The sequence below is a fragment of the Agaribacter marinus genome, from assembly GCF_030160655.1.
GTDB lineage: Bacteria > Pseudomonadota > Gammaproteobacteria > Enterobacterales > Alteromonadaceae > Glaciecola > Glaciecola marina.
This window is the reverse complement of sequence record NZ_BSOT01000006.1, coordinates 836,489-858,184: the sequence shown is the minus strand read 5'-3', so window position 1 is coordinate 858,184 and position 21,696 is coordinate 836,489. Positions and strand designations below refer to the sequence as shown.

Below are 21,696 nucleotides of genomic sequence, written 5' to 3'. Positions count from 1 at the left end.
ATGTGTCTGGCGTTCAAAGAGAGTAGCCCTATTATGTTGCGTTTAACCGATATTAAATTACCGCTCGACCACGACGAGCAAGCACTCCAAGCTGCTATATTGAGCAAACTTAATATTCCCAAAACACAGCTCATCGACTTTACGATGTTTAAACGCGGCTATGACGCACGCAACAAAAAAGACATTAAGCTAATTTATACCCTCGATGTCGAGGTCAAAGAGCAAGCAGAGTTACTTGCTACATTCGAAAACGACACCAGCGTGCGTGTCACACCAGATATGCAATATAAGTTTGTTGCCCAAGCGCCTAAAGAACTCAATCATCGCCCGGTTGTCGTAGGCTTAGGTCCATGCGGCTTGTTTGCTGCACTCATTTTGGCCCAAATGGGTTACCGTCCTATCGTACTAGAACGCGGTAAAGCCGTGCGCGAACGCACCAAAGACACCTTCGGATTTTGGCGAAAACAACCCTTAAACCCTGAGTCAAATGTGCAATTTGGCGAAGGTGGTGCAGGTACGTTTTCAGATGGCAAATTGTATAGCCAAGTAAAAGATCGCAAACACTATGGCCGTAAAGTGCTGCACGAGTTTGTGCTAGCCGGTGCACCTGACGAAATCATGTATGTCAGCAAGCCCCATATTGGTACATTTAAATTGGTGAATATGGTTGAAAAAATGCGCAAGCAAATTATTCAACTAGGCGGCGAAATCCGCTTTAGTACACGTGTAGAAAAATTAGATTTATCTGGCGATACCGCCAAGTTCAAAGTAAAAGGTTTACATCTATCAAATGGCGAGTATTTAGCCTGTAAACAAGTGATTCTTGCAGTGGGTCACAGCGCCCGTGATACCTTCGAATCGCTTTATGAACAAGGCGTATATGTTGAAGCTAAGCCCTTTTCTGTCGGATTTCGAATAGAGCATGAACAAAGCATGATTGACCGATGTCGTTTTGGTGATAACGCGGGTAATCCAATACTTGGTGCTGCTGATTACAAATTAGTACACCACTGTAAAAATGGTCGCACCGTCTATAGCTTTTGCATGTGTCCCGGCGGCACAGTCGTCGCCGCGGCCTCTGAGCCGGGACGAGTGGTTACCAATGGTATGAGCCAATATTCTCGACATGAACGCAACGCAAACAGCGCCATTGTAGTGGGTATCACGCCCGAACAAGATTATCCAGGGCACCCCTTGGCTGGCATTAAACTGCAACGTGAATTAGAAGCCCTTGCGTTTACCATTGGCGGTGAAAACTATCACGCACCTGCGCAGTTAATCGGTGACTTTTTATCCGGTAAATCAAGTATTGAAATGGGTGAAGTAAAACCCTCTTACACGCCCGGTGTTACGTTAACGGATTTAAGTAAAGTCGTGCCAGACTATGTGACTCACGCGATACGCGAAGCCATTCCCGCATTCGATCGCCAAATAAAAGGCTTTGCCAAGGCCGATGGCTTACTTACCGGCGTAGAAACGCGCACATCCTCACCCATTTGCATAAAACGTGACGACGATTACCAGAGCGTAAATGTTGAAGGCTTATATCCTGCCGGCGAAGGCGCAGGGTATGCAGGCGGCATCTGGTCGGCAGGTATTGATGGTATAAGAGTAGCTGAGGCGCTAGCATTAGCCTACGATGCTGAATTTCGTTAATGCGGTAGGTGCTTTATTTAAGCCAGTAAAAAGTGTGCTGTTGTCTATCAATAGGGAGTGACGTAAGTATATTGATGCCCCTTTACATAGTGTTCAAACCAAGCCAATTCTTTATTAATTTTAAAAAGGCGATGGGAGAGTTTCTTGAAACCATGAGACTCATCTGGCGCGATATAAAGCTCAGTATCTACCCCTACATCTCTCAGCGCCCGGAACAAAATTTTTGATTGAGTTGAAGGTACTCTTTGGTCTCGTTGGCCGACGAAAATTAGTGTGGGTGTGGTAACTTTCCATAAATCATGTAACGGAGAATGGTTTCTATAATTGTCTAAGTTGGCGCCTTTGCTCCATGGTTTAGAACCAAACCAGGGGGTTCTGCCATATGAAGTGTCAGTTTCGCCATACATTGACATCCATTCAACAGCTCCTGCACCGGAAGACGCCGCCTTGAAACGAGTAGTTTCTGTTAATAACTTGTTCGTCATATGAGCACCTGCACTCCAGCCCATTTTTACTAATTTATCTGGCGCCGCGATGCCTTCGTCAATTAAGTAATCTATACCACTTAATACGTCTAGATGAGCATGCTTGAAGTATCCGCCCATCATACTTCTTAAAAACTGGTCGCTGTAACCGGTGCCTCCTCGATGATTTACTCTAAGAATCGCATATCCCATGCCAGCTAATACTGGCATATAACTACCTGTACTCCAAATGCCAAATTGGTCAGATGACCTCGGGCCTCCATGGGTTTGTGTTACTAGCGGATATGTGTGCCCCTTTTTATAATTGACTGGATACACCAACAAGCCTTCAATTAAATAGCCATCATGGCTTTTCCATGTCAACTTTTCTTGTTTGGGTAAAGTAAACTCATGGGATAATTTGGCGTGTTCCGAAGTAACTCGCTGAAATACCATCGCCTTTTCGTTAGCTAACCAATAGTCACCCAACTCTATTGGACTTGTTTTTCTAATGAGATGTTGTTGATTTTCACTGTCATAGGCCCAGTCGGAAATTGTCCAATCACCTGCAGTAAGTTGAGTGATTTGCTTATTTTCGATGTCGTACTCAAACAAATGGTTTGATACGCCAATGTTTTGTAGAACATACAGCTGCTTGCTGTCGCCAGACCAAGCATAATTTATTACTTCGCCTTCTAAGTCTTCTGCAAGGATACTAACTTTCCCTGTCTTCACGTGCAGTAAAAATATATTCTTGTTGTAGTAAGGGTCACCCATGCTATTTACTGTCGCTGTAAATGCTATCCATTTATCATTTGGAGAAAAGCTCAGTGCTTGTTCAGCAAAATTGTTCTGTGTTAGGCCTTGGGCATTTTTTCCGAGGTTATCGCTAAGAAACAGATCTCCAGTGTGTCTTTGATCTAGCAAAACTCCCTTGGCTTTCAAGTAAACTATCTGTTGTTCATTTGTGCTTAGCGCATATGCGCGCACGCTGAAAGTGTCATTAGTAATAGCGTGCAATTCCCCTGAATTAAGATCAACTTTCCATAATTGGCGCTGCCTGTCGGGGTTTTCAAACTGTTCGATTACTTGTTTTTTTTTAATTTGTTTTTGGCGCGCCTTCGAAGAAAGGGCTATGCCGGTAAAATACAGGTACCTATCGTCTTTCGTGAGGACAAGGTTGCTTGGCGTAAAGTCAAAGCTAAATACTTTTTTTGCTTCGCCACCGTCCATACTCAATTTATAAAGTTGGCGACGATCATCTTTCTCTCTTTTGCTCAAGAAAAACAAATAACGCCCATCGTTACTGAAAAATGGATCACTTGATGGCGCACTAGAAAAAGTCAGTTGCTTACTTTCTTGGGATGTTACATTGTACAACCATAACTGCGACTCTCGTATATTCTTGTTCCAGTTCGGTTTGTTTTTCTCAAATGCAATATGACTTCCGTCAGCAGATAGAACAGCATCTTGGACTCGCGTCATACTTAATATGTCTACTGCAGACATTGGTTTTGCTTGTTTAGGACTTGCAAATACGCTTGCTGTGTTTACTAAAAGAAATAAGGCTAGGATGGCAATAATATTTGTCGATGTGAAATAACTAGGTGTCATTGTTGATCTCTCAATGGGAGTATTTGTAAACCGCGACTAATAGTAAATGCTGTCATCATTTGCATGGAGGAAAGACGCTTCAGCTAGTCGTCCTACCTGAAGCGCATGGTGTCAAAAATGTTGCTGGCAGTGCGCCTGCTCACTTAGAATTTTAGTCTCACGCGAACAAAGCCAGAACGACCTAACAAGCCATATCCATCGGAGAAGTTCCCTGAATTTCCATTAGGCGCACCCAGCGGCGCAAATGGCCCTTGATTGTCGTTGATGTTGTTCACACCTGCAGAAATTCGTAGTTGAGTGCTGTCTATATTGGTTGTATATCTAACAGATAAGTTGTGTATTAACTCACGATCGTAAAACAAAAAGAGAGGTTCCTCAGCATCACTACCAAATTCTTCAATAGCATCTTCGTATGTTTCTAGTAGCGCATAACTGCCGATAGCTGTGCCGAAGTAATTCGTTCGCCAAGAAATACGCCAACTTTCGTTTTGCCACGCGAGTGAAAAACGCCCCCGGTCTTTGAAAGAATTACTGACAAGCTCACCTTTGTCATTGTCGATATCTAAACCATCTAAGGGGCTTCCGTCAGCTGCGATGGTTGTTGGAATTTCGTCAGCCCTACCTGCTTCCGTTAATGCAGCAATTTGATCCAGTTCATTAAAATCATCACGTATATCAAGCAGCTTGATAATGTGTGTGTGATTGTAAGAAAGGCTAAAGTTGCCAGGGATTCCCATGCCCTCTAAAGAAAAGTCATATGCGATAGAGTAGTCAACGCCACTTGTAAGTCGGCCATTTAAGTTAAACTCTCGATTGACTAAGTTTTCAATCTGACCATCTTCAGGGTTTCTGCTTACATCGTTGCATAGGGGGTTGCTGGAGAAGTTGACATTGTCTCTGTAACATTCCCTCAGAATGTCAGCACCACTTAACGCAGTTATGACATTCTTAATTTCAATATCATAGTAGTCAGCAGAAAAACTCAAGCCTTTGACTTGCTCAGGGACCCAAACAATACCAACCGTTACGGTATCAGCCTCTTCTTCAATTAAGTCCGGGTTCCCCGCATTGGGACCTGATATTGTCGTACTTTCTTGGGTAAAAAAGCCCGGGTTTTCAGAATCAAGGTCATTAATGGCCGCGAGAATACCGGGTTCTGACAAGCAGTTTCTCGCCACAATACCGTCAATACCATCAGCATCGGCTGCTGCAAGTGATACACCGTCGCAAATGTCAGTGACATTGTCTGAGTCACCTCTAGGGGGAGAGAACAATTCCGTTAAATCGGGAGCACGCAAGGCACGGTTAAAATTAGCTCTAAACAGCACATCCTCTAGTGGTTGATATTGAAGACCGGTGCCGAAACTAGTAACGCTACCTACTCTATCAATATCATAATTTGCAAATCTCAAGGATGTATCGATGGATAATTGATATATCCCAGGCGCATCTGTAATGATAGGAATGTTTAATTCCCCAAAAGCTTCTGCGACGGCAATAGACGCCGTGTAAGCTGGCACATGTCCCGAAGAGTGCCCCCCTCGGCGATTAAGTGGTCCGGGTTGAATATCTTGTTCATCCTTTCGATACTCAATCCCAATCGCCGCACCGATGGGTCCTGCCGGTAATTCCAACAAATCCCCAGTCATAAACGCTTGAAAATTCACTTGTTCAATTTCGGCTAAGGTAAATAAGTTGGCACGAATATAATCAGCAGCTTCGTTAGTTATTGAGCCTCGCCCAAATAAATTGACGGGAACACATCCATCCGCCCTGTCTAGCGGATCTGCACATTGAATGGTGCCGTCTTCAGTACGTTCAGCATTCAAGCCTTTTGCCAAGTTTACGATATCAATTTCATTGGCACGGGTTTGTACTTGCTTGTGTTTTCCATAGCCTAGGGATGCTTCCCAATCCCAATCGTCAAATACTTGTCCTCTTAAGCCAGCCCAAGCACGTGTTGTCGTGCGGTCGTTGTCACTTTCTTGCGGGCCCACTTCAACGAATCGCCTGTCCCAACGCAGTGCTCTAGTTTCGTTTTCTCTGATAAACTGTGGGACAAAGGGGTTATCTAAATCTATTCGACCTGCGACTAAACGCTCCTTAACTGTACCATCCGGGTTTATCAATAAATGAACATCGTTGTAGTCGTCGCCTTCAGGTTCTCTAACATTGACCTGTTTTATGTTTGAACGTAACAAAGTGAAAAAACCTTCAATGGCATTGCTAAACTCGTAGACGCCTTTTATCCCTATATTCAAACGCTCTCTAGGGGATTGGAAAGTGTCTGGCGAACGAAAATCGAAGCCGTCTCTGTCGGTAACGAAATTCTCTCGTAGGACGTTGTCTTCATCATACCAGTAACTACCTTGATCAAATCTACCGCCATCGGGATCAGCACTTTTGTTACCATATTCAGCGGGCAATATTTCATTGGCACGAATATCTTCGCCTAAGATATTGCTAAAGAAGTTCAGCCCATCATCATAATCCCAATCCGCTTGAATTAAGGTTCTTGGAATTGCTGACGATCTAGACGCTTTTCTATCATCCATATCGACCGCTGCGAAAATGTAACCTTTGTCGTCATTAAATTTCTTTCCGTAACTGACTTCAACGCTGTAGCTTTCTCTGTCTAAGGTGTTGCTTTTACGACCTAAAACGTCGATTTCAAAGCCTTGTTGGCCACTTTCAGTAATTAAGTTGATCACTCCAGCGACCGCGTCCGAGCCATAAACTGACGAACGACCTCCTGTGACTACCTCAATCTTTTCAATAAAACTAGAGGGCATAGAGCTTTGACTGACTCTATTAATGTTATTACTTTCTGACACTGTGCGGCGACCGTCTATTAACGTCAGTGTGCGATTGTCTCCCAAGTTTCTTAAGTTAACCGACTGAATACCACTGCCGTTGATGGATAGTGTTGAGTTTTCATCCGTACTGCCTGCGATGATGGATGGAATTTCTAACAAAGACTCTGATAAGTCTGGGGAACCTATATCATCAATGCTATCTCTTCCAAATACTACCACCGGATTCCCAAGAGAAAATTCATAGCGCTTTATACGCGAGCCAGTTACTTGTACTTTTTCAATTGGCGTATTGGCGACGTTGTTTTGCGACGCACCTATGCCTGAAGGAGCTGTGCTCTCTTGCGCATGTGCAAAACTCGAATTGCTAATTCCTGCGAGTATTAATGAGGTCGCAATGAGATTGTGCTTAAATTGATGTTCCATTTCGTCGTACCACGCTATTTTGATTTATTGTTTTTTGGCAGTGTTACTTGGTTATATCTGACTGGGTGCCGTGAGGAAAGTCTGGACAAATCTATTATTTGCCTTTTTAATATCTATTAAATATCTATTTTCTTATACAACAAGGGCTAGAGCGCAGTGAGTGTGGTTAAAAAAAATCAGGTTTTTACACTGTGTAATGCTGAAGTTAACCTCTCAACACAAACGATCAGACACCACGATGGAAGATTTGAACACGTACAACTAAAATTTTTGGAAGTTCTCTATTGCCTGGCACAATCTTACCCTGACGTTGTCAGTCGTGACAAAATTATTCAAGAGGTTTGGCAAGGAAATCGCTACGTTGGCGAAAAAGCACTAACAAACGCCATTTGGCATATTCGCAAAAGTTTGCACTTGGAGCATTCTGATTGTATCCAAACTGTACGTAAAAAGGGCTACCGCCTGACCCAAAAACCTGTAGTAAAGGAAGAGCAACTATTAGCCCCAGATAATAAAGAAAAGTCTAGTGGCTTAATTAGCTATGTAGGTTTAGTTTTATTGTTGCTTTCTGTTTTTGCGCTTGCTATTTACTTTTTTACTGAACATACAGGAAGTTCACAAAGCGTTATTATGCCGATTACTACTTCGTCAGGCCGTGAAGCCTATCCTGATATATCGTCTGATGGTAAAAAAATGCTTTACTATTGGAAGCGGAATAACGAAAACCAAGATTTGTTTTATCGCGACATAGAACGGATTGATTTGCCACCGGTACAACTTACTCACGACGCTGAAAGAGAGAGTAAGTCAGTGTGGAATTTGACGATGGATAAAGTTTTTTACATTCAAAAAACATGGGATTATCTGTCATGCAGAGTGGTGTCTCTTGACCTACGTACCCGTGAAAAGAAATTTGTCGGTCAGTGCCATCCAGACGTTAATCCGTCAATTGCCATTTCAAACGATGGTACAACCTTGGCTTATGTCGGAAATGACGACCACGTCTCGTCAGTGGGCGTGTATACACTAGATTTGCAAGACCCCTATGCACAGCCTAAACGGTTTTCCTGTGCAAGTAACTGCGAATTTTCGGATAGGGACATTGAGTTTTCACCGAATGACAGGTATTTTTTGATGACGCGCAGGACTCAACTCGATGAAGAGGATCTGTTTTTAGTTGAGCGCGAGAGTGGGGAAAGTAAACGATTGACGATAGGGCTTCAAAATGTTCAAGGTGTTGCTTGGCACCCTAACAAGAACCTTATTGTTTACAGTGCTGAGCGCGCTGAAAACCGTGGCGCGTATGCCTTAAATTTGGACAACAATGAAGTATTGGATTTAGGTATTGAAGGATTCAGTTTCCCTAAGTTTATCAGCGGCTCAAATGACATTATTTACCATGATCGCAGACTGCGGAAATTCATTAGTACACTAGAAATTGAAAAGCAAAGTGCAGCTATTCCCTTCCCACTAATAAACTCTGACTATGTACACACGAACGCAATGTATTCTCGAGCGACGAAAAAGATTGTCTATATTTCAAATGAATCTGGCGACAAAGAATTATGGACAGCCAGCTTAAACGGTACCCAAAGTCGACAATTGACACGACTAGCTGGCAATATTTCTTTTCCTAGTTGGTCTCCAGATGGAACATCTGTTGCTTTTTTATTACGTCATCAGGCTTCTGATGAGACATCCATTCAAATAGTGGATATTGAAACGCAAGAAATCAAAGAATTAACGCCAAACGGATTAAACGAATTTTTAATGCCTACGTGGAGCAAAGATGGCAGCAGTATAAATGTATCCGCTGCACTTGAACGAAATGATGAAAATTTTAATAGAGCGTATTTTAAAATAAATATTAAAGACAGTACTTATCGACTAATATCTGAGCGCAGCGGCGGTTACATTATAGAGTCAAACACGAGTGACACAATATGGTACAGCGATGGCAATGATGCAATTTATACCGCAAGTTTGAGCGACCCTGTTGGGACAGAAGTCAGATTGATTGAGCCAGGCTTAATGAGCAGTGCCTACAGCTGGTTCAAGTCTGCAGATGGCATTTACTTTTTACAACGCTATGCTGACCAAGAACGAATAAACTTTTACGCTTTCGACACATCGCTTATTGAAACCGTCATAAAGGCGCCTTTAAGAACGTTCTCGAACCGAGTGCCTTTTTCGTTTATTGATAAGAGTAATAGCTTGGTCATAACTCAGTCGGTCTTACCTAAGGTTGATATTAAACGACTATCCCACCCAGTACTCAATGATTGACCGCTTTGGCAGTAATATTGATATTTACCGTCACCTTTGGTAAACGCACCCAGACTATCTCACAATTCATGCACCCAAACTGGCAAATATTGGCGTAATGTACAATGCTAAGGTGAGATATTTCTATCACTCAATGCACAAAATACCTAAGTATTGTCGAAATAAAACTAAAAGTGAATAAGTCAGTCATCGCATTTGTTATGTCAACAAATGCAAACTGCAAAGGTATGGATGAATGGCATTATTCAAACTTATTTACCACGTTGGAGAACCGCCATGATAATTGTTAGTGCACGAAAAAATTTTAACAACCCAGATGTTTTATCGTCTTCTGGGCATATTTTCAAAGAAGTCGATTTAGACAGTGACGCAACGATAGTTGATATAAGTTCAGAGCAAAACTTCTTAAATCGATTAAATGATAAGAAAGTGCTGTTTTTGATCCACGGCTACAATAACGAGCAAGACGAGGTGAACGACGCTTACGCCGTTATCGAAAAAAACGTCAACTTACACATGCAAGGTGAGTACGACCTCGTGATTGGTTACTCATGGCCGGGAGGAGATAGAGGGCTTGAATGGTGGCAATCAAAAAGTCGCGCGAATGCGGTTGCGAGGCGACTTCGTTTTCTACTTGAAAAAATGTCGGGCGTCACGTCATCATTGGATTTAATGTCGCACAGTCTAGGCGCAAGAGTCACGCTGAAAGCGTTAAAACAGTCGAACTTGAGCTCACTGATTAGACATTACTATTGCACCGCGGCAGCCGTCGACAATGAGGTATTAGAAGAAAATGAGGAATTTAGTGATTCTTTATCCAAGGTCGAAAAATTGTTTGTACTTCATTCATGTAAAGATGGCGTTCTATCTGTTATATATCGAATGGCAGAATGGGATAACGCATTGGGACTCTTTGGCCCCGAGGATAGAGCATATATCTTAAATAAAGCTAAAAACGTATACGTTGCCAACTGTAAGAAAGTAGTCGATAGCCATGGTGGCTATAAACGCGCCAACAGCGTATATCAATATATGTCATCCTCAATAAATGGCAACATACAAAGGTTTAAAACACTCTAAAGATGTTTTGTTGTTCAAGCAATTAATAAGCCGCTGTTAAATAGCGGCTTATTACAGTTTATTCAAGTTTGATAGAAAACGTTTACTGTTTCTTGTTCAATTCACGCAACTCAATCAGTACAAATTCAGCTAAAGATCACAAAGACGTCAGGTATTTTAAAGCTGGTTTACTTAAACTGAGGGCTTGTTCGTTCTATTTTAAATTGAGTTTAAACAGTTCATTAAACTCAAACTAGGGAGAAAATTATGAGCAACGCCTTACGAATCATTTTAATTATCACAGCGATGTTAGTATCGTTTTTTATCAATGCAGTCGAATTTAACGATACTCAGAAGTGCAATGAAATTAAGGATGCCCCCGATTTGACTATCCAATACTGCACTGCTGCTATGCAGTCAGATGAATTAAGCGATGAAAATTTGGCCGACGTAATAGCTAGACGAGGATACGCTTATTACCAAAAAAGCAATTACGAGCAGGCTATCACTGACTTCAACACTGCCATTCAGTTGAACCCTAAAGATGCTCGTTTCTATATAGTGCGTGGAATGGCCTACGAATACGCCGAGCGTAATTACAACGAAACCGTCGATAACTTCAGCTCAGCGATTCGACTGCAACCCAAAAATGCTCGGTATTACAATTTCCGATGCTGGGCCCGAGTGCTAAAGGGAGATGCCGAGTTGGCACTTTTTGATTGTAATCAGTCATTGGACATTGAACCAAACAACCCCAATGCTTACGACAGTCGAGGCATAGCTCATTTTGCGCTAGGGAATTACCAAGCCGCACTGGCAGATTATAACAAGTCAATTGAGTTAAATTCCGAAGCTTGGTCAACTCATCTAAATAGGGCTCGTGTACACGAAATATTGGGCAACACTTCACAGGCAGAAGCGGACAAAAATATTGCCAGAAAGAATGCTCAAGGAGAAGAACAATACAAAACTTGGTTAGGTAGTATTGAAGATGCCGAAAAAAACAACCGACATCATAGGCAATAATAGGCAACTTGGCATATTTGCCTACTTCCGATCTTTTTTCATCCGCTTACTTTGTGCTTCTCGTTTTTCAGTGCGCTTCTCTTTGCGGTCTTTTTTGTCGGGTGTCAATGACCCATCTTTAAAACGCTGTTTGCGCTTTTGCTTGTCTGCAATTTTTTTCGCGGCGGCGTCTTCCATTTGTTTTTTTTCAATGTTTACCATGCCCGGCGTCTCAAATGTAATTTGTCCTAACTTACCCGCCTGCAACTCGGTAAGTAACACTTCGCATATTTTGTGTAAATTTACACGACCACCAGCCATCAATGCACCGCGCGTTTTTGCTGCCGCTTCTAAAAACGCCAGTTCGGTGGAGGGTAACTCTTCAAGCTTAAAGCGTTCCGTCATGACCTCAGGGTATGCTTTTATTAAATAGTCCGCAGCATAAAACCCAACGTCATCAAATTCCATTGCTGTATTTTTAACCGCGCCTAAGGCCGCAAGCCGATAGATTGAATTAGGGTTTTCGAGTTTAGGCCATAGCACACCAGGTGTATCGAATAATATAATTCCGTCACCCAGGTTAACCCGTTGCTGGCTTTTAGTGACTGCGGGTTCATTACCCGTTTTGGCAACAATACGATCTGCAAGAATATTTATAAGCGTTGATTTACCGACATTTGGAATGCCAGTTATCATCGCCTTAATTGACTTTACCGACGCATTTTTTTTCGCACAAATACTGCGAACAATATTAATAATCTGCTTACTATTCCCTGGATTGTTACTTGCCGTTGTTAGTGTTTGTACGCTTCGTTCCGTTTCTAAGTGCGCTTGCCAGTCTGCCGTTAACTTAGGATCCGCCAAATCGTACTTATTGAGAACTTTAAGACAGGGTTTATCTCCGCGTATTTTCGCAATCTCCGGGTTCTCACTCGAATAAGGTATGCGTGCATCGAGTACTTCAATCAAAATATCAACTTGATCAAGCGACTCTTTTATTTCTTTAAGGGCCTTATGCATATGCCCTGGAAACCATTGTAATCCCACGCCTTACATCCTTTATTCTGAGAAATTATTTACGCCTTATGGGTTAAACCGAGCGATAAGCTACATAAACGCTTAACCGTGACGAAGAATAGCAGGAGAATAATTAACATTCGTGCGCTATTCAACTTGTATTATTGTACAGCGCAACACTCAGTCAATGACTAAACCAATAAGCTACGCCTGCAAAAAACCTCTAACCTTGGGTGTAAACCAAGATTTGAACTGCTTCACTTTTTGCCAATTAAATTGAGCTTCTGGTGCAACCAAATACAAAGCATAGGGACTTTGCTGTGAAAAACCGAGTAAACGAATTAAACTTCCAACACGCAGGTGCTCGGTAATTAAGCAGGAATCAATCATCAAATACCCTTGTCCTATTAGTGCAGCCTCAATTAAAGGCACTGCATTTTCGGATTGAAGTATGGGGCGCAGTTTTTGTGCGTCTACTCCATATTGTTTACAGCAACTCGTAAACATATCTTGCACTCCCTTGGTCGTATCTTCAATACGCGGCAAAGAAAGCACTTGCGTAGCGTTATTTACATCAATATCTCTTAGCAAACTTGGACTAGCAACCAACACCATGTCACCTTGAAAGATTTTTTCCTCATGTAAACCAGAGTACCCCCCTCCACCCAAACGAATCGCAACATCTATATCGCCTTGCTTAAAATCAATAAGATCGTTTGACGGGGCAAGCTGGACCATTAAATTGGGGTACATCTGTTGAAATTCTTGTAATCTCGGGATTAACCATGATGAGCTGAAAGAGTGTAAAGTTGAAATTCGCAGGACGTCGGAGCGAGGATCGCCTTGTATCGTATCTACACCATCACTTAAGGCCTCAAATCCACGCAGAATAAGTGGGAGCATTCGACGCCCAGCATCCGTCAGTTGAACTGTTCGAGCTGACCGTTCAAACAACTTCTGACCTAGTCGTTCTTCAAGTTGCCTAATCTGTTGGCTAATAGCCGCTTGTGTCACATTTAGTGATTCAGCCGCCTTTTTAAAACTCAGAAGTCGGCCCGCTTCAGCAAAAAACTGCAAACTTTTCAATGGTGGAAGAGATTTCAAAAAAACACCACATACTTAAGATTTTCTTAACTATAGTTAACATCTTATCGTTTGTCGACACATATCCGAGTAGCTAAGCTTTATGCACATTCTAGCTACATAGCGAAACAACAATGAAAAAGGCTACACCCTATATAATCATGTTTTTAATGATTTCTTTAATGTTTTTATATTTTGAAATAAGTAAGGCGAGTGCGGAAATTAGTCGAGATCATGAAAAAGGCGAATACCCCTATACACGCTTAGTAAATCATACAGATTCAATTAAGGTATTCTTTACTGAAAACAAAAAAGATGTGACTTGTCATGTCCGCGTGATTACGCCCTTGCGTCAATGGCAATCTGAACCAGTAACAGTCTCTAAGCTAGTGTTTGAAAAAACGCCTTTAATGGCTTGCTTACCTCGGAAAAACGCCCAAGGTATTTATGCTCACGTGTGGGCGGAAAATATTACAGTTCAATGACAATACGCCAAGTAAACGATTTTTATTGTACCCTTTACATTTAATTTGACTTGTTATGCCTAACCTCCAACCTCCATAGGTTTCCATGAAAATGGTGGCATGTTTACTAAAACTGCAGTAATTGATTTGGGCGCAACGTCTTTACCCAAAGCAGGAAAAGCTTTATCTGAGAAATTAGCAATAATCTTACTTCCATCACTAAAAGCAGTCTGTTGAATATCGCCGTTAACATCCAGCCATTTAAAATCGACTAGCTGTTTATCCCAAAGCGCTTCATGGATATGAAGGAAAGCTTTTTGATAGTGCTTCAACTGCATGAGTCGCGCACCTCCGTTTGAATTAGCGTCATCTCGACTTAAATGAACCATAGCAGGCACATTGTATAGCATCGCCAAGAGATCACGTTCCACTTTAACATTAGAGAACTTAAGACTATCGAAATGCCAATGATGACTGCTAATAAGCTCATCATGAAAAACAGCTTGGTATAACGGCACTCTATATTGAGGTGAAAACAAAAGAGTTCTGTATGGTTCTTTCACTTTAGCGGGTTTAAAAAAAAAGTCTGGCTTGTGATCTGGATACCAACGCCCAAGATAATAGGGAGACGAACGGTCTTTCATCATCTCAATATCATGCCAACCAAAAATAGAGGTTTCCAAGCCATGAGCGAAAGTAATGCCCGACGCGGTCAAGGAATTCCCATCTTCCGAACCGAGAACAACTTGACTAATTTCAACGACATCTTCTAAGCGTTTATTGAACCCAGCCAACATTTGTTGTTCGCTGGTGTTTAAGTGATAGTCTTCTCTAGCCATCCCAGTCGCGTCAACGTCTAGAAAAAGACTGTCAAAACGACCAAATTTGACTACGTCAGATACTCGACGTAACACATAAGCACTTTCACAGAGCGGGTTTAGATAAAACCCCTTACCTCTAAATCCCGCTTTCTTGATACCATCAGCCAACTCAATCGCACAACTTTCTCTCATTTTTTCGGGCAACTGAGCACTTAACCAAGCATCATTAACTCCACGGGGCAAAGCAGTATTGTATGAATCATAAGTACCAACTAGATAACCAGCTGATTTCGCACTTTCTATGACTTCAGGTTGATAGAAGGCAGGCAACCAGTTGTCTAAACCGAGCCATAAACGAGACAACCCAGTTGACTGTAATAAGCCTACCATATCTTTTGATATTGCCTGCCCCCAATACGCAGAATCATTCAAATATTGTCCAGCATTATTCATCAACCACTTTTTCTTGCTCTGAGCTGCTGTATACTGTGTTTCAATAGTATTATTCAGCATCGTTGGAGCTGGCACGCTATACATAGTATCGAGTGACCGGTTAATCTTATCTATAATAGTTTGCTTGTAGTAGTTGCTTATCCAGCGGCGACCATCAACTAAGGCTTCCAATTCTGAGCGATTCTTCGAATCTAGTTTAAATGTACTTTGCGCTAACAACCATTTAATCAACCCTTTCCAATGTTTTACATCTTCCTTGCTAATACCATCTCGGCCAAACAAGTAAACATGACTTGCACCAACTAATTTCGCGATACTTCGATTTTTCTTCTGTTTACTAGACAGTGGCGTAGCTGATCCTTTGTCTATTCGCCAATGCCGATACTGTTTAGCGCCATCAAGCATGTGCTCTCCGAGACTAACAGATACCTTAAATGCTTGGTGTGAATTGAGAACAGTAAAATAATGAGAAGATTGCATATTGAGCTTTTCTGAAGCACTTGAAAAAAACAATTTGTTGTCTGTCGCAGTGACTAAGTGCCAACTAACAAAAATTTCCCCTAGCCTTGCCGTCCAAAATGGCATTTTCAAATCTTGAGTCGTGTTTGATGCATTACGCGACTTTGTTAGGTATTCGATCCATGCTTGATTATCTATCGGTACTCGCATCCCTTCATTAAAAGGCAAATAAAGCACTTGAGTAGCTTCACTTGCAAGATTAAACCACTCGAGTTGTAGCGGCTTATTTCTTTCAATGTTATCGGTATTCAAAAGCGAAAAGGTAAGCTCGAGCGTCTCACCAATTACGGCATCGACTTTAATGTTACTGGGAAGTAGTGTCCATTGCACATGCTTCTGCGACAACCGCTTAAGATGTGCAATGTCTTGCAATTCATTCGCAACTTTTAGGGCAGGCCGATTGATAGGTATGCCCTTCCAATTTATCATTAGAGTACTAGGTTCAATTGAAACGATTTGGCCGTTATCATCAGTTAACTGGATTGGTTGGCTTGCAAACACGAAATTGCATAGAAACATCTCAATGAAGAAAGCCAGGTTAATAAGCGCAAATTTAAAAAGCATGCATTGATTCCAATATTTTCGAATATTCCAATTTCACATGCTTAGTCAATCAAACGTGTCACCTCAATGTAAATACTCAATTGTCGTCTTCTACATAAAGGGCAAATGGCATTGATATTCGGTGAATATATTCTACTCTGACGCCCGACTGTAACTCATAAATAAGTGCGGAAACACTTAAAAATTCTGCACCGTGAGGAATTTTTGCAGGCGAAACTTTTACTGTATTTCCTTCAACGTTAGCAATGATTTTTTTACCTATTTGTTGGTAATCTTCATTGAACCAATGAAAGCCCGTTGTTGCTGGATCGCAACCATTAGCCAAATTTGGAAGCGACACTGATATTTTGTCGCTAAATTGAGTAATTCGTTCCAGCCAACGTTCAGAGTGGTAGTTAGAAACAACAATAGGAGTTTCAAAGCCATTGAATGTTAAGTAGTAGAGTCCAGCAATAGGCTTTATTAGTAATTCATCTGTTTCCCACTCTTGATATGAAGCATCCTCGTCAATACCACCCGATAACACTACTTCCTTTTTTGGCGATAGCAGTTGAAACGAGCCATTTATCGTCTTCTGGTCGATAGATAACTTTATTTGATAGCCCTGATTGGAGAAGCCTTGTCGACTTATAATTGAAAGTTTAAAACCTTTATTTAGATTGCCGAATGCGTTGTATAAAATTTGACCGCAATTACTTTCTTTTAAAATAGTCTCCTTCAGAGGAAGCCAATGTTCAACGGCAATATCATGTCGATTTAACGCAGAAACCAGCTCCCACCAAGCCACCTTAGGTTGTTTAATCATTAGCGCATTGAAAGACTTCTGCATAGGTGTTCTCATGAACCACTCACTATCACGAGCAGCGCCTAAGGAATCTGCGGTTAGTAAGAAAATAATGAGACCCAATATTGTTTTATTCATTTAGCTGCCGTTAAGCGATATCCGATACCACGGTGAGTTTCAACTTCCAGACAAGGGAAAGCCTGTCGTAAATGTAAAATATGGTTGTCGACAGTTCGTGTGGAAGGAAAAGACCGGTAACCCCATATTTTATTGAGTAGCTCATCTCGATGAAACACCCGCCCTGGGTTTTGAAGAAGAAGTAACAATAAGTCGAACTCTTTAGGCTTTAAATTTACTCTTTCGCCTGCACATTTGACAGTTCTGCTCGATACATCAATTTGGAGCGACTTATATTCCAAAAGACTAGCACCCAACGGACGTAAATGCGCGATAATTCTAGCCAGCAGCTCTTCCTGAGCAAATGGTTTGGTCATATAATCTTTAGCGCCGAGCATTAAACCTTCGACTCGGTTCTCAATATCAACTTTAGCGGTTAATATAATAACGGGTAATGCTTTTTGCATAAGCCAACCGGGTAAGTGCCTTAAGCTATCTCCATCTTGAAGCTGACGGTCCAAAATAACAAGATCTGCATGAAACCAATATTCATTAGTATCCGTTGCGTTAGTAACCCAACAACAAGTATACCCCTTCGAATTTAAATACAGACTCAAACCATGACCTAAAAGTTCGTCGTCTTCCACAAGCAAGATCGAATTCATCTTGGCAACCTAAGACTAATTCGAGTCGGATTTTTCTTAAATATCAACCTTCCTCCCAACCTTGTCATTAGATGTTGAACGAGATTCAAACCGATACCCATATTATGTATATCTTTTGTCACTTTCTTTTTAAAAAAACGCTGACTAAATGAAGGAAAAATACCGGCATCTGATACCGTAACTGTTACATATTGATGTGTCGTAACATAGATACGGAAAGGTGGCTTACCATGTTGTTTTGCATTTATTATCAAGTTATTTAAACATATCGTTAACCAATAATACGGCAGAACTAAGGTGTGATCCCCATCCAATGAGTAGTAAAGATCATTCTTGTCACATACGTGTGTCATCCATTCACTAAGAGCCACTTCTTGAGTATCGATGTCACTACTTCGATTTGCGTGTAAATATCCTTTACTCGCTTGTATTACTTGAGACAGACGCTGATAGTCTTCAAGTAAACGCCACGTGGATAACTGAGCCTTTCTATTTAAGTTATCAAACTCCTCCCGCATTATTTCAATTGTCACTCCTAAACTGGCAATCGGCGTACGCAATTCATGAGTCAATAGCTGCAATACAATTCTTTTTGTCTCACGTTGTACTCGTTTCTGATGAAGAGCCACGGTAAGTAAAATTGTAAGTAAACAGCAAACCATTACCGATGCGATAGTCAATGTCTGGTTAAAATAATTTAATTCAGCAATACACAGATTAGTATACGTATATCCGCAATGATCAGCCTTCAAAGTAATATTCAATTTTTTCGCCAGAGGCTGCCAAGTGTTGTTTGGTAACTTTAACCAAGCACTCTCACTATTGAGCCAAAGAGCCTCCTGACTCAACCATGCCCGATATCCGTTCAAAAGTGCATCTCGTCCCTCAGTACTAATATCGACAAACACGCTATTCAACGGATGTTTAGGGTTATCTGCTGACAGCAAATATTCTAGTGAAGAGCGGTTGCTAGCTAAAGGGTTAATAGCGAGATACCTTTCGGCAAAACTGCCGCCAGCAGGGTGAAGTACTGCGTTTGTTTTAAACCATTTGGTTGAAACGTGTTGACTTTTACATAATTTTAACTCGAATTCGACAGCAGCGCTAAGATGTGCGCTAATCTCGCCACTGAAGGCACATGTATTTTTGATGTGATACAACTGCGTTAAGTCATACCATGAATAACTTGAAAAATCTGGATACTGAGCACTTGATACGAGTAATTCTTGAGGGTATCGAGCAAGATCTGCATGCGCTAACGCAACCGTGCCAACCGCCATACCTTGTTGATAAAGTTGTGACCATTTTTCATGTAAAGTGGACGCATGCAATGGCGTAGAGATGAGGCATGCAAAAAAAACAGTAAGCCAGCGAATTAATATAGCCAGAAGTAATCAGTCTCCGAGTTGTATAAATGTATCCTAGTGTTTTCTTGTTGCGTTTTGTCACCTCAATGTCAATAAAATACATTTACCGTGTTGTTTGCGCAGGTCAACTATGACTCTATTTATTAAATAAAAACACATGTAGCATTTTCAACGATTAAAAAACCTACCTATCTTTAATCGCCAAAATGAAATATACAAAATCAACAATAGCGTTAAATAGGAAGTGCTCCCACCAGCGCTAGGCTCTTTTATTGGAATAGTGACGCTTGTTGAATCACTCGCCTTACCGTCAGTCACCGAAAACGTTATTGTCATTTCAGTCGCCTGTGTATCTGCAGGAATCATCACTTCGTATTGCCCTCTTACTGGTGGGGTAGGTAATACAACACCGCCTAAGTCACTTTCTACCGAAACGTCTAATATTTCTAAGTTTAAGTCGACCGCTTGCACATCAATAACCAAGATATCGCCCTTTGCAATTTCTTGCGAATTTGGTCTTGCACTTATGCTTGGTTCAATTTCAGTAGGGCTAATTTTAGTAAACGTAAAAGCAGGTGAATCATCATTATTCAAGAGCGCCACACCAATAAATGTTTCTGTATACACCTCCGGTGCTAGATATCGAAGGGTGTTCTCGTCAACTTTCTCAATATTCACTTTTGGGCCAACATACTGCTCATAAGTCAAATTTTGAAGCGTCGCTATATCATCACTTTGCAACTTGATTTCGACCACATCGCCTACAGAAGCAGTTTGTGGGATACTTCTACCGCTGACCTTCGGCAATTCAGCGTCAGGATGTAAAAATACGCCATTTAGGGTACGGTCAATTAAGCCATAGTCAAACGCCCCCTCAACATAATTTGGATTTTGTGCTGGCACTATTGCAAAACTATCGTCTAGATGCGCGTCTAGGATAGATTCAAGCAATGCCACCTTATCTGGATACTGTTCTGCAATGCTCGTTCGTTCGCCAAAATCTTTCGATAAATCATATAGGTGGTATAAATCGCCACTTGGTAACCCATAGTGAAACGTCTTTATTAGTTTCCAGTTTTCAAATATGACACTGGCAGATGCAGGCATCCAACCGGGATGACTCGTTCTTGGTTCCGCTGGGTAGTAATTAATGATGGCTTGTTCTTCAATAGCGTCACCAGAAAGCAATGGTCTAATATCAACGCCGTCAACAACATGAGATGCTGGCCACGTAACCCCAGCGCCATTCAAGAGTGTTGGAAAAAAGTCTACCGACTGTATTGGTGTCGACACCGCATGCGACTGATTGTGCAGTTCAGGCCAGTAAATGATGGTTGGCACGCGCATACCGCCCTCAAAATTTGTCGCTTTACCATAACGAAACGGCAAATTACTCGTTGGTCTAACATCATCCACCTCAGAATAATGATTGCCACCATTATCGGAGGAGAAAACAATGATCGTATTATCCAACAAGTTCTCTTGTTCAAGCGTATCAAGTAAAATCCCAATACTATCGTCGAAATGCTTAACCATTGCCGCATATGTCGGGCTTTGCTGACTATTGTAGGGAGACACTTTTGACCTGAAATATTCGACATAATCTGAGGCAGCATTAAATGGCGAGTGCACGGAAAACGTCCAAAAATTCAAATAAAAAGGGGCATCATCATTCAGGTCACGTAGCCACTTGCTGGCTTCCTCCGCCAAACGAATATCTATATGTTGCCCTTTTGGTTGCGGCTGTAAATTGGGAGCAAACCGCCAAGGGGCTAAATAACCTCCCGCGGGGCCCGAACCTTCATAATGCGGAATATCAATATCAAAACCATGGTCTAGGGCGCTATAAGGCTCAGCACCTAAGTGCCATTTGCCAAAATGTGCGGTTTGATAGCCATCTTGCTTCAATAAACTGGAAAGTGTTGGCAGCGCAGTGTCTAAACGAGTCGCCGTCATTGGCCGAACGGACTTTCTGCTAGATGCCGCTGTGCGATTAATCGTCGCTCGAAGTCGCAAAGTATCGGAGCCATGCGCTGGCTCAGTCGAACCATGTCTGGCAGGTGTTTGACCAGTCAATATTGACGCTCTTGTAGGTGAGCACACAGGGCTATTTGTATACGAATGCGTAAATGTTACGCCGATACTGGCAAGCCGTTCAATGTTAGGCGTCTCGTAAAAGTCATTCTGCGTGTAAAGAGAGGTGTCTGACCATCCTAAATCATCGGCAAGAATAAATACGATATTAGGCTTCTTATCTGTCGCAAAAGCTGTCGACAGTGATAAACACATTATCACTACTCCGGCCATCATTTTTAGCATGTATCTAACACTCCATCACTGATCGCACAATCGCAAATGCACGAAAATACAAGGTATATATTTGAAAAAAAGCATATCACACAAACAAAGAATGCTGATAGCAGTTGAAACGTCGAAAAGACAACGACAAGAAAAAATAAGCTGTAAAGACATAGGAATAGAATTACTCTGTGTCAAATTCGTTGACAGTAAATTATTGT

The 21,696-nt window shown here is 41.7% G+C and carries 14 protein-coding genes; 5 read left to right on the top strand and 9 right to left on the bottom strand.

Going from position 1 to position 21,696, the window contains the following annotated elements; translation table 11 throughout:
* Nucleotides 1–33 precede the first annotated feature (33 nt).
* A complete protein-coding gene (locus QQK00_RS14415) occupies nt 34–1,656 on the top strand; it encodes an NAD(P)/FAD-dependent oxidoreductase (RefSeq protein ID WP_284218288.1) in 1,623 nt (540 codons plus the stop codon).
* A gap of 47 nt (nt 1,657–1,703) precedes the next feature.
* Here the strand turns inward: QQK00_RS14415 and QQK00_RS14410 are convergent, their stop codons facing one another.
* Both QQK00_RS14410 and QQK00_RS14405 read right to left on the bottom strand, forming a co-directional pair.
* Nucleotides 1,704–3,734: a S9 family peptidase gene (locus QQK00_RS14410; protein WP_284218287.1), complete on the bottom strand. Its 2,031-nt coding sequence runs from the start codon at nt 3,732–3,734 to the stop codon at nt 1,704–1,706.
* Between the two features lie 143 nt (nt 3,735–3,877).
* Complete coding sequence (locus tag QQK00_RS14405) at nt 3,878–6,973, bottom strand: TonB-dependent receptor domain-containing protein (protein ID WP_284218286.1); 3,096 nt, start codon at nt 6,971–6,973, stop codon at nt 3,878–3,880.
* 156 nt (nt 6,974–7,129) lie between these two features.
* On the opposite strand from QQK00_RS14405, the gene QQK00_RS14400 reads away from it, so the two are divergent.
* From QQK00_RS14400 to QQK00_RS14390, 3 genes are all read left to right on the top strand, one after another.
* Nucleotides 7,130–9,259: a winged helix-turn-helix domain-containing protein gene (locus QQK00_RS14400; RefSeq protein ID WP_284218285.1), complete on the top strand. Its 2,130-nt coding sequence runs from the start codon at nt 7,130–7,132 to the stop codon at nt 9,257–9,259.
* A gap of 210 nt (nt 9,260–9,469) precedes the next feature.
* Entirely contained in the window at nt 9,470–10,339 is an 870-nt protein-coding gene (locus tag QQK00_RS14395) for an alpha/beta hydrolase (protein ID WP_284218284.1), read from the top strand.
* A 246-nt stretch (nt 10,340–10,585) separates the two neighbouring features.
* Complete coding sequence (locus QQK00_RS14390; protein WP_284218283.1) at nt 10,586–11,344, top strand: tetratricopeptide repeat protein; 759 nt, start codon at nt 10,586–10,588, stop codon at nt 11,342–11,344.
* A gap of 21 nt (nt 11,345–11,365) precedes the next feature.
* Here QQK00_RS14390 and ylqF read toward each other — a convergent pair whose 3' ends face one another.
* Nucleotides 11,366–12,370, bottom strand: coding sequence for a ribosome biogenesis GTPase YlqF (ylqF, locus tag QQK00_RS14385; RefSeq protein ID WP_284218282.1), 1,005 nt, complete (start codon nt 12,368–12,370; stop codon nt 11,366–11,368).
* Between the two features lie 174 nt (nt 12,371–12,544).
* Nucleotides 12,545–13,444 carry a LysR substrate-binding domain-containing protein gene (locus QQK00_RS14380; RefSeq protein ID WP_284218281.1) on the bottom strand — a complete coding sequence of 300 codons (900 nt, stop codon included), beginning with the start codon at nt 13,442–13,444 and terminating at the stop codon, nt 12,545–12,547.
* Nucleotides 13,445–13,605: 161 nt separating this feature from the next.
* Here QQK00_RS14380 and QQK00_RS14375 point away from each other — a divergent pair, with 161 nt between their 5' ends.
* On the top strand, nt 13,606–13,908 hold the full coding sequence (locus QQK00_RS14375; protein WP_284218280.1) for a hypothetical protein: 303 nt from the start codon (nt 13,606–13,608) through the stop codon (nt 13,906–13,908).
* A gap of 59 nt (nt 13,909–13,967) precedes the next feature.
* Here QQK00_RS14375 and QQK00_RS14370 read toward each other — a convergent pair whose 3' ends face one another.
* The 5 genes from QQK00_RS14370 to QQK00_RS14350 form a co-directional block, all read right to left on the bottom strand.
* Entirely contained in the window at nt 13,968–16,244 is a 2,277-nt protein-coding gene (locus QQK00_RS14370) for a glycoside hydrolase (protein WP_284218279.1), read from the bottom strand.
* Between the two features lie 76 nt (nt 16,245–16,320).
* The gene (locus QQK00_RS14365) at nt 16,321–17,166 is read right to left on the bottom strand and encodes a DUF2861 family protein (RefSeq protein WP_284218278.1); all 846 of its coding nucleotides are present in this window, start codon (nt 17,164–17,166) and stop codon (nt 16,321–16,323) included.
* Nucleotides 17,163–17,810, bottom strand: coding sequence for a response regulator transcription factor (locus QQK00_RS14360; protein ID WP_284218277.1), 648 nt, complete (start codon nt 17,808–17,810; stop codon nt 17,163–17,165). The genes QQK00_RS14365 and QQK00_RS14360 overlap by 4 nt, the downstream gene beginning before the upstream one ends.
* Nucleotides 17,807–19,141, bottom strand: coding sequence for an ATP-binding protein (locus QQK00_RS14355; RefSeq protein ID WP_284218276.1), 1,335 nt, complete (start codon nt 19,139–19,141; stop codon nt 17,807–17,809). Before QQK00_RS14355 ends, QQK00_RS14360 begins: the two co-directional genes overlap by 4 nt.
* A 204-nt stretch (nt 19,142–19,345) precedes the next feature.
* A complete protein-coding gene (locus QQK00_RS14350; protein WP_284218275.1) occupies nt 19,346–21,496 on the bottom strand; it encodes a sulfatase in 2,151 nt (716 codons plus the stop codon).
* Nucleotides 21,497–21,696 lie beyond the last annotated feature (200 nt).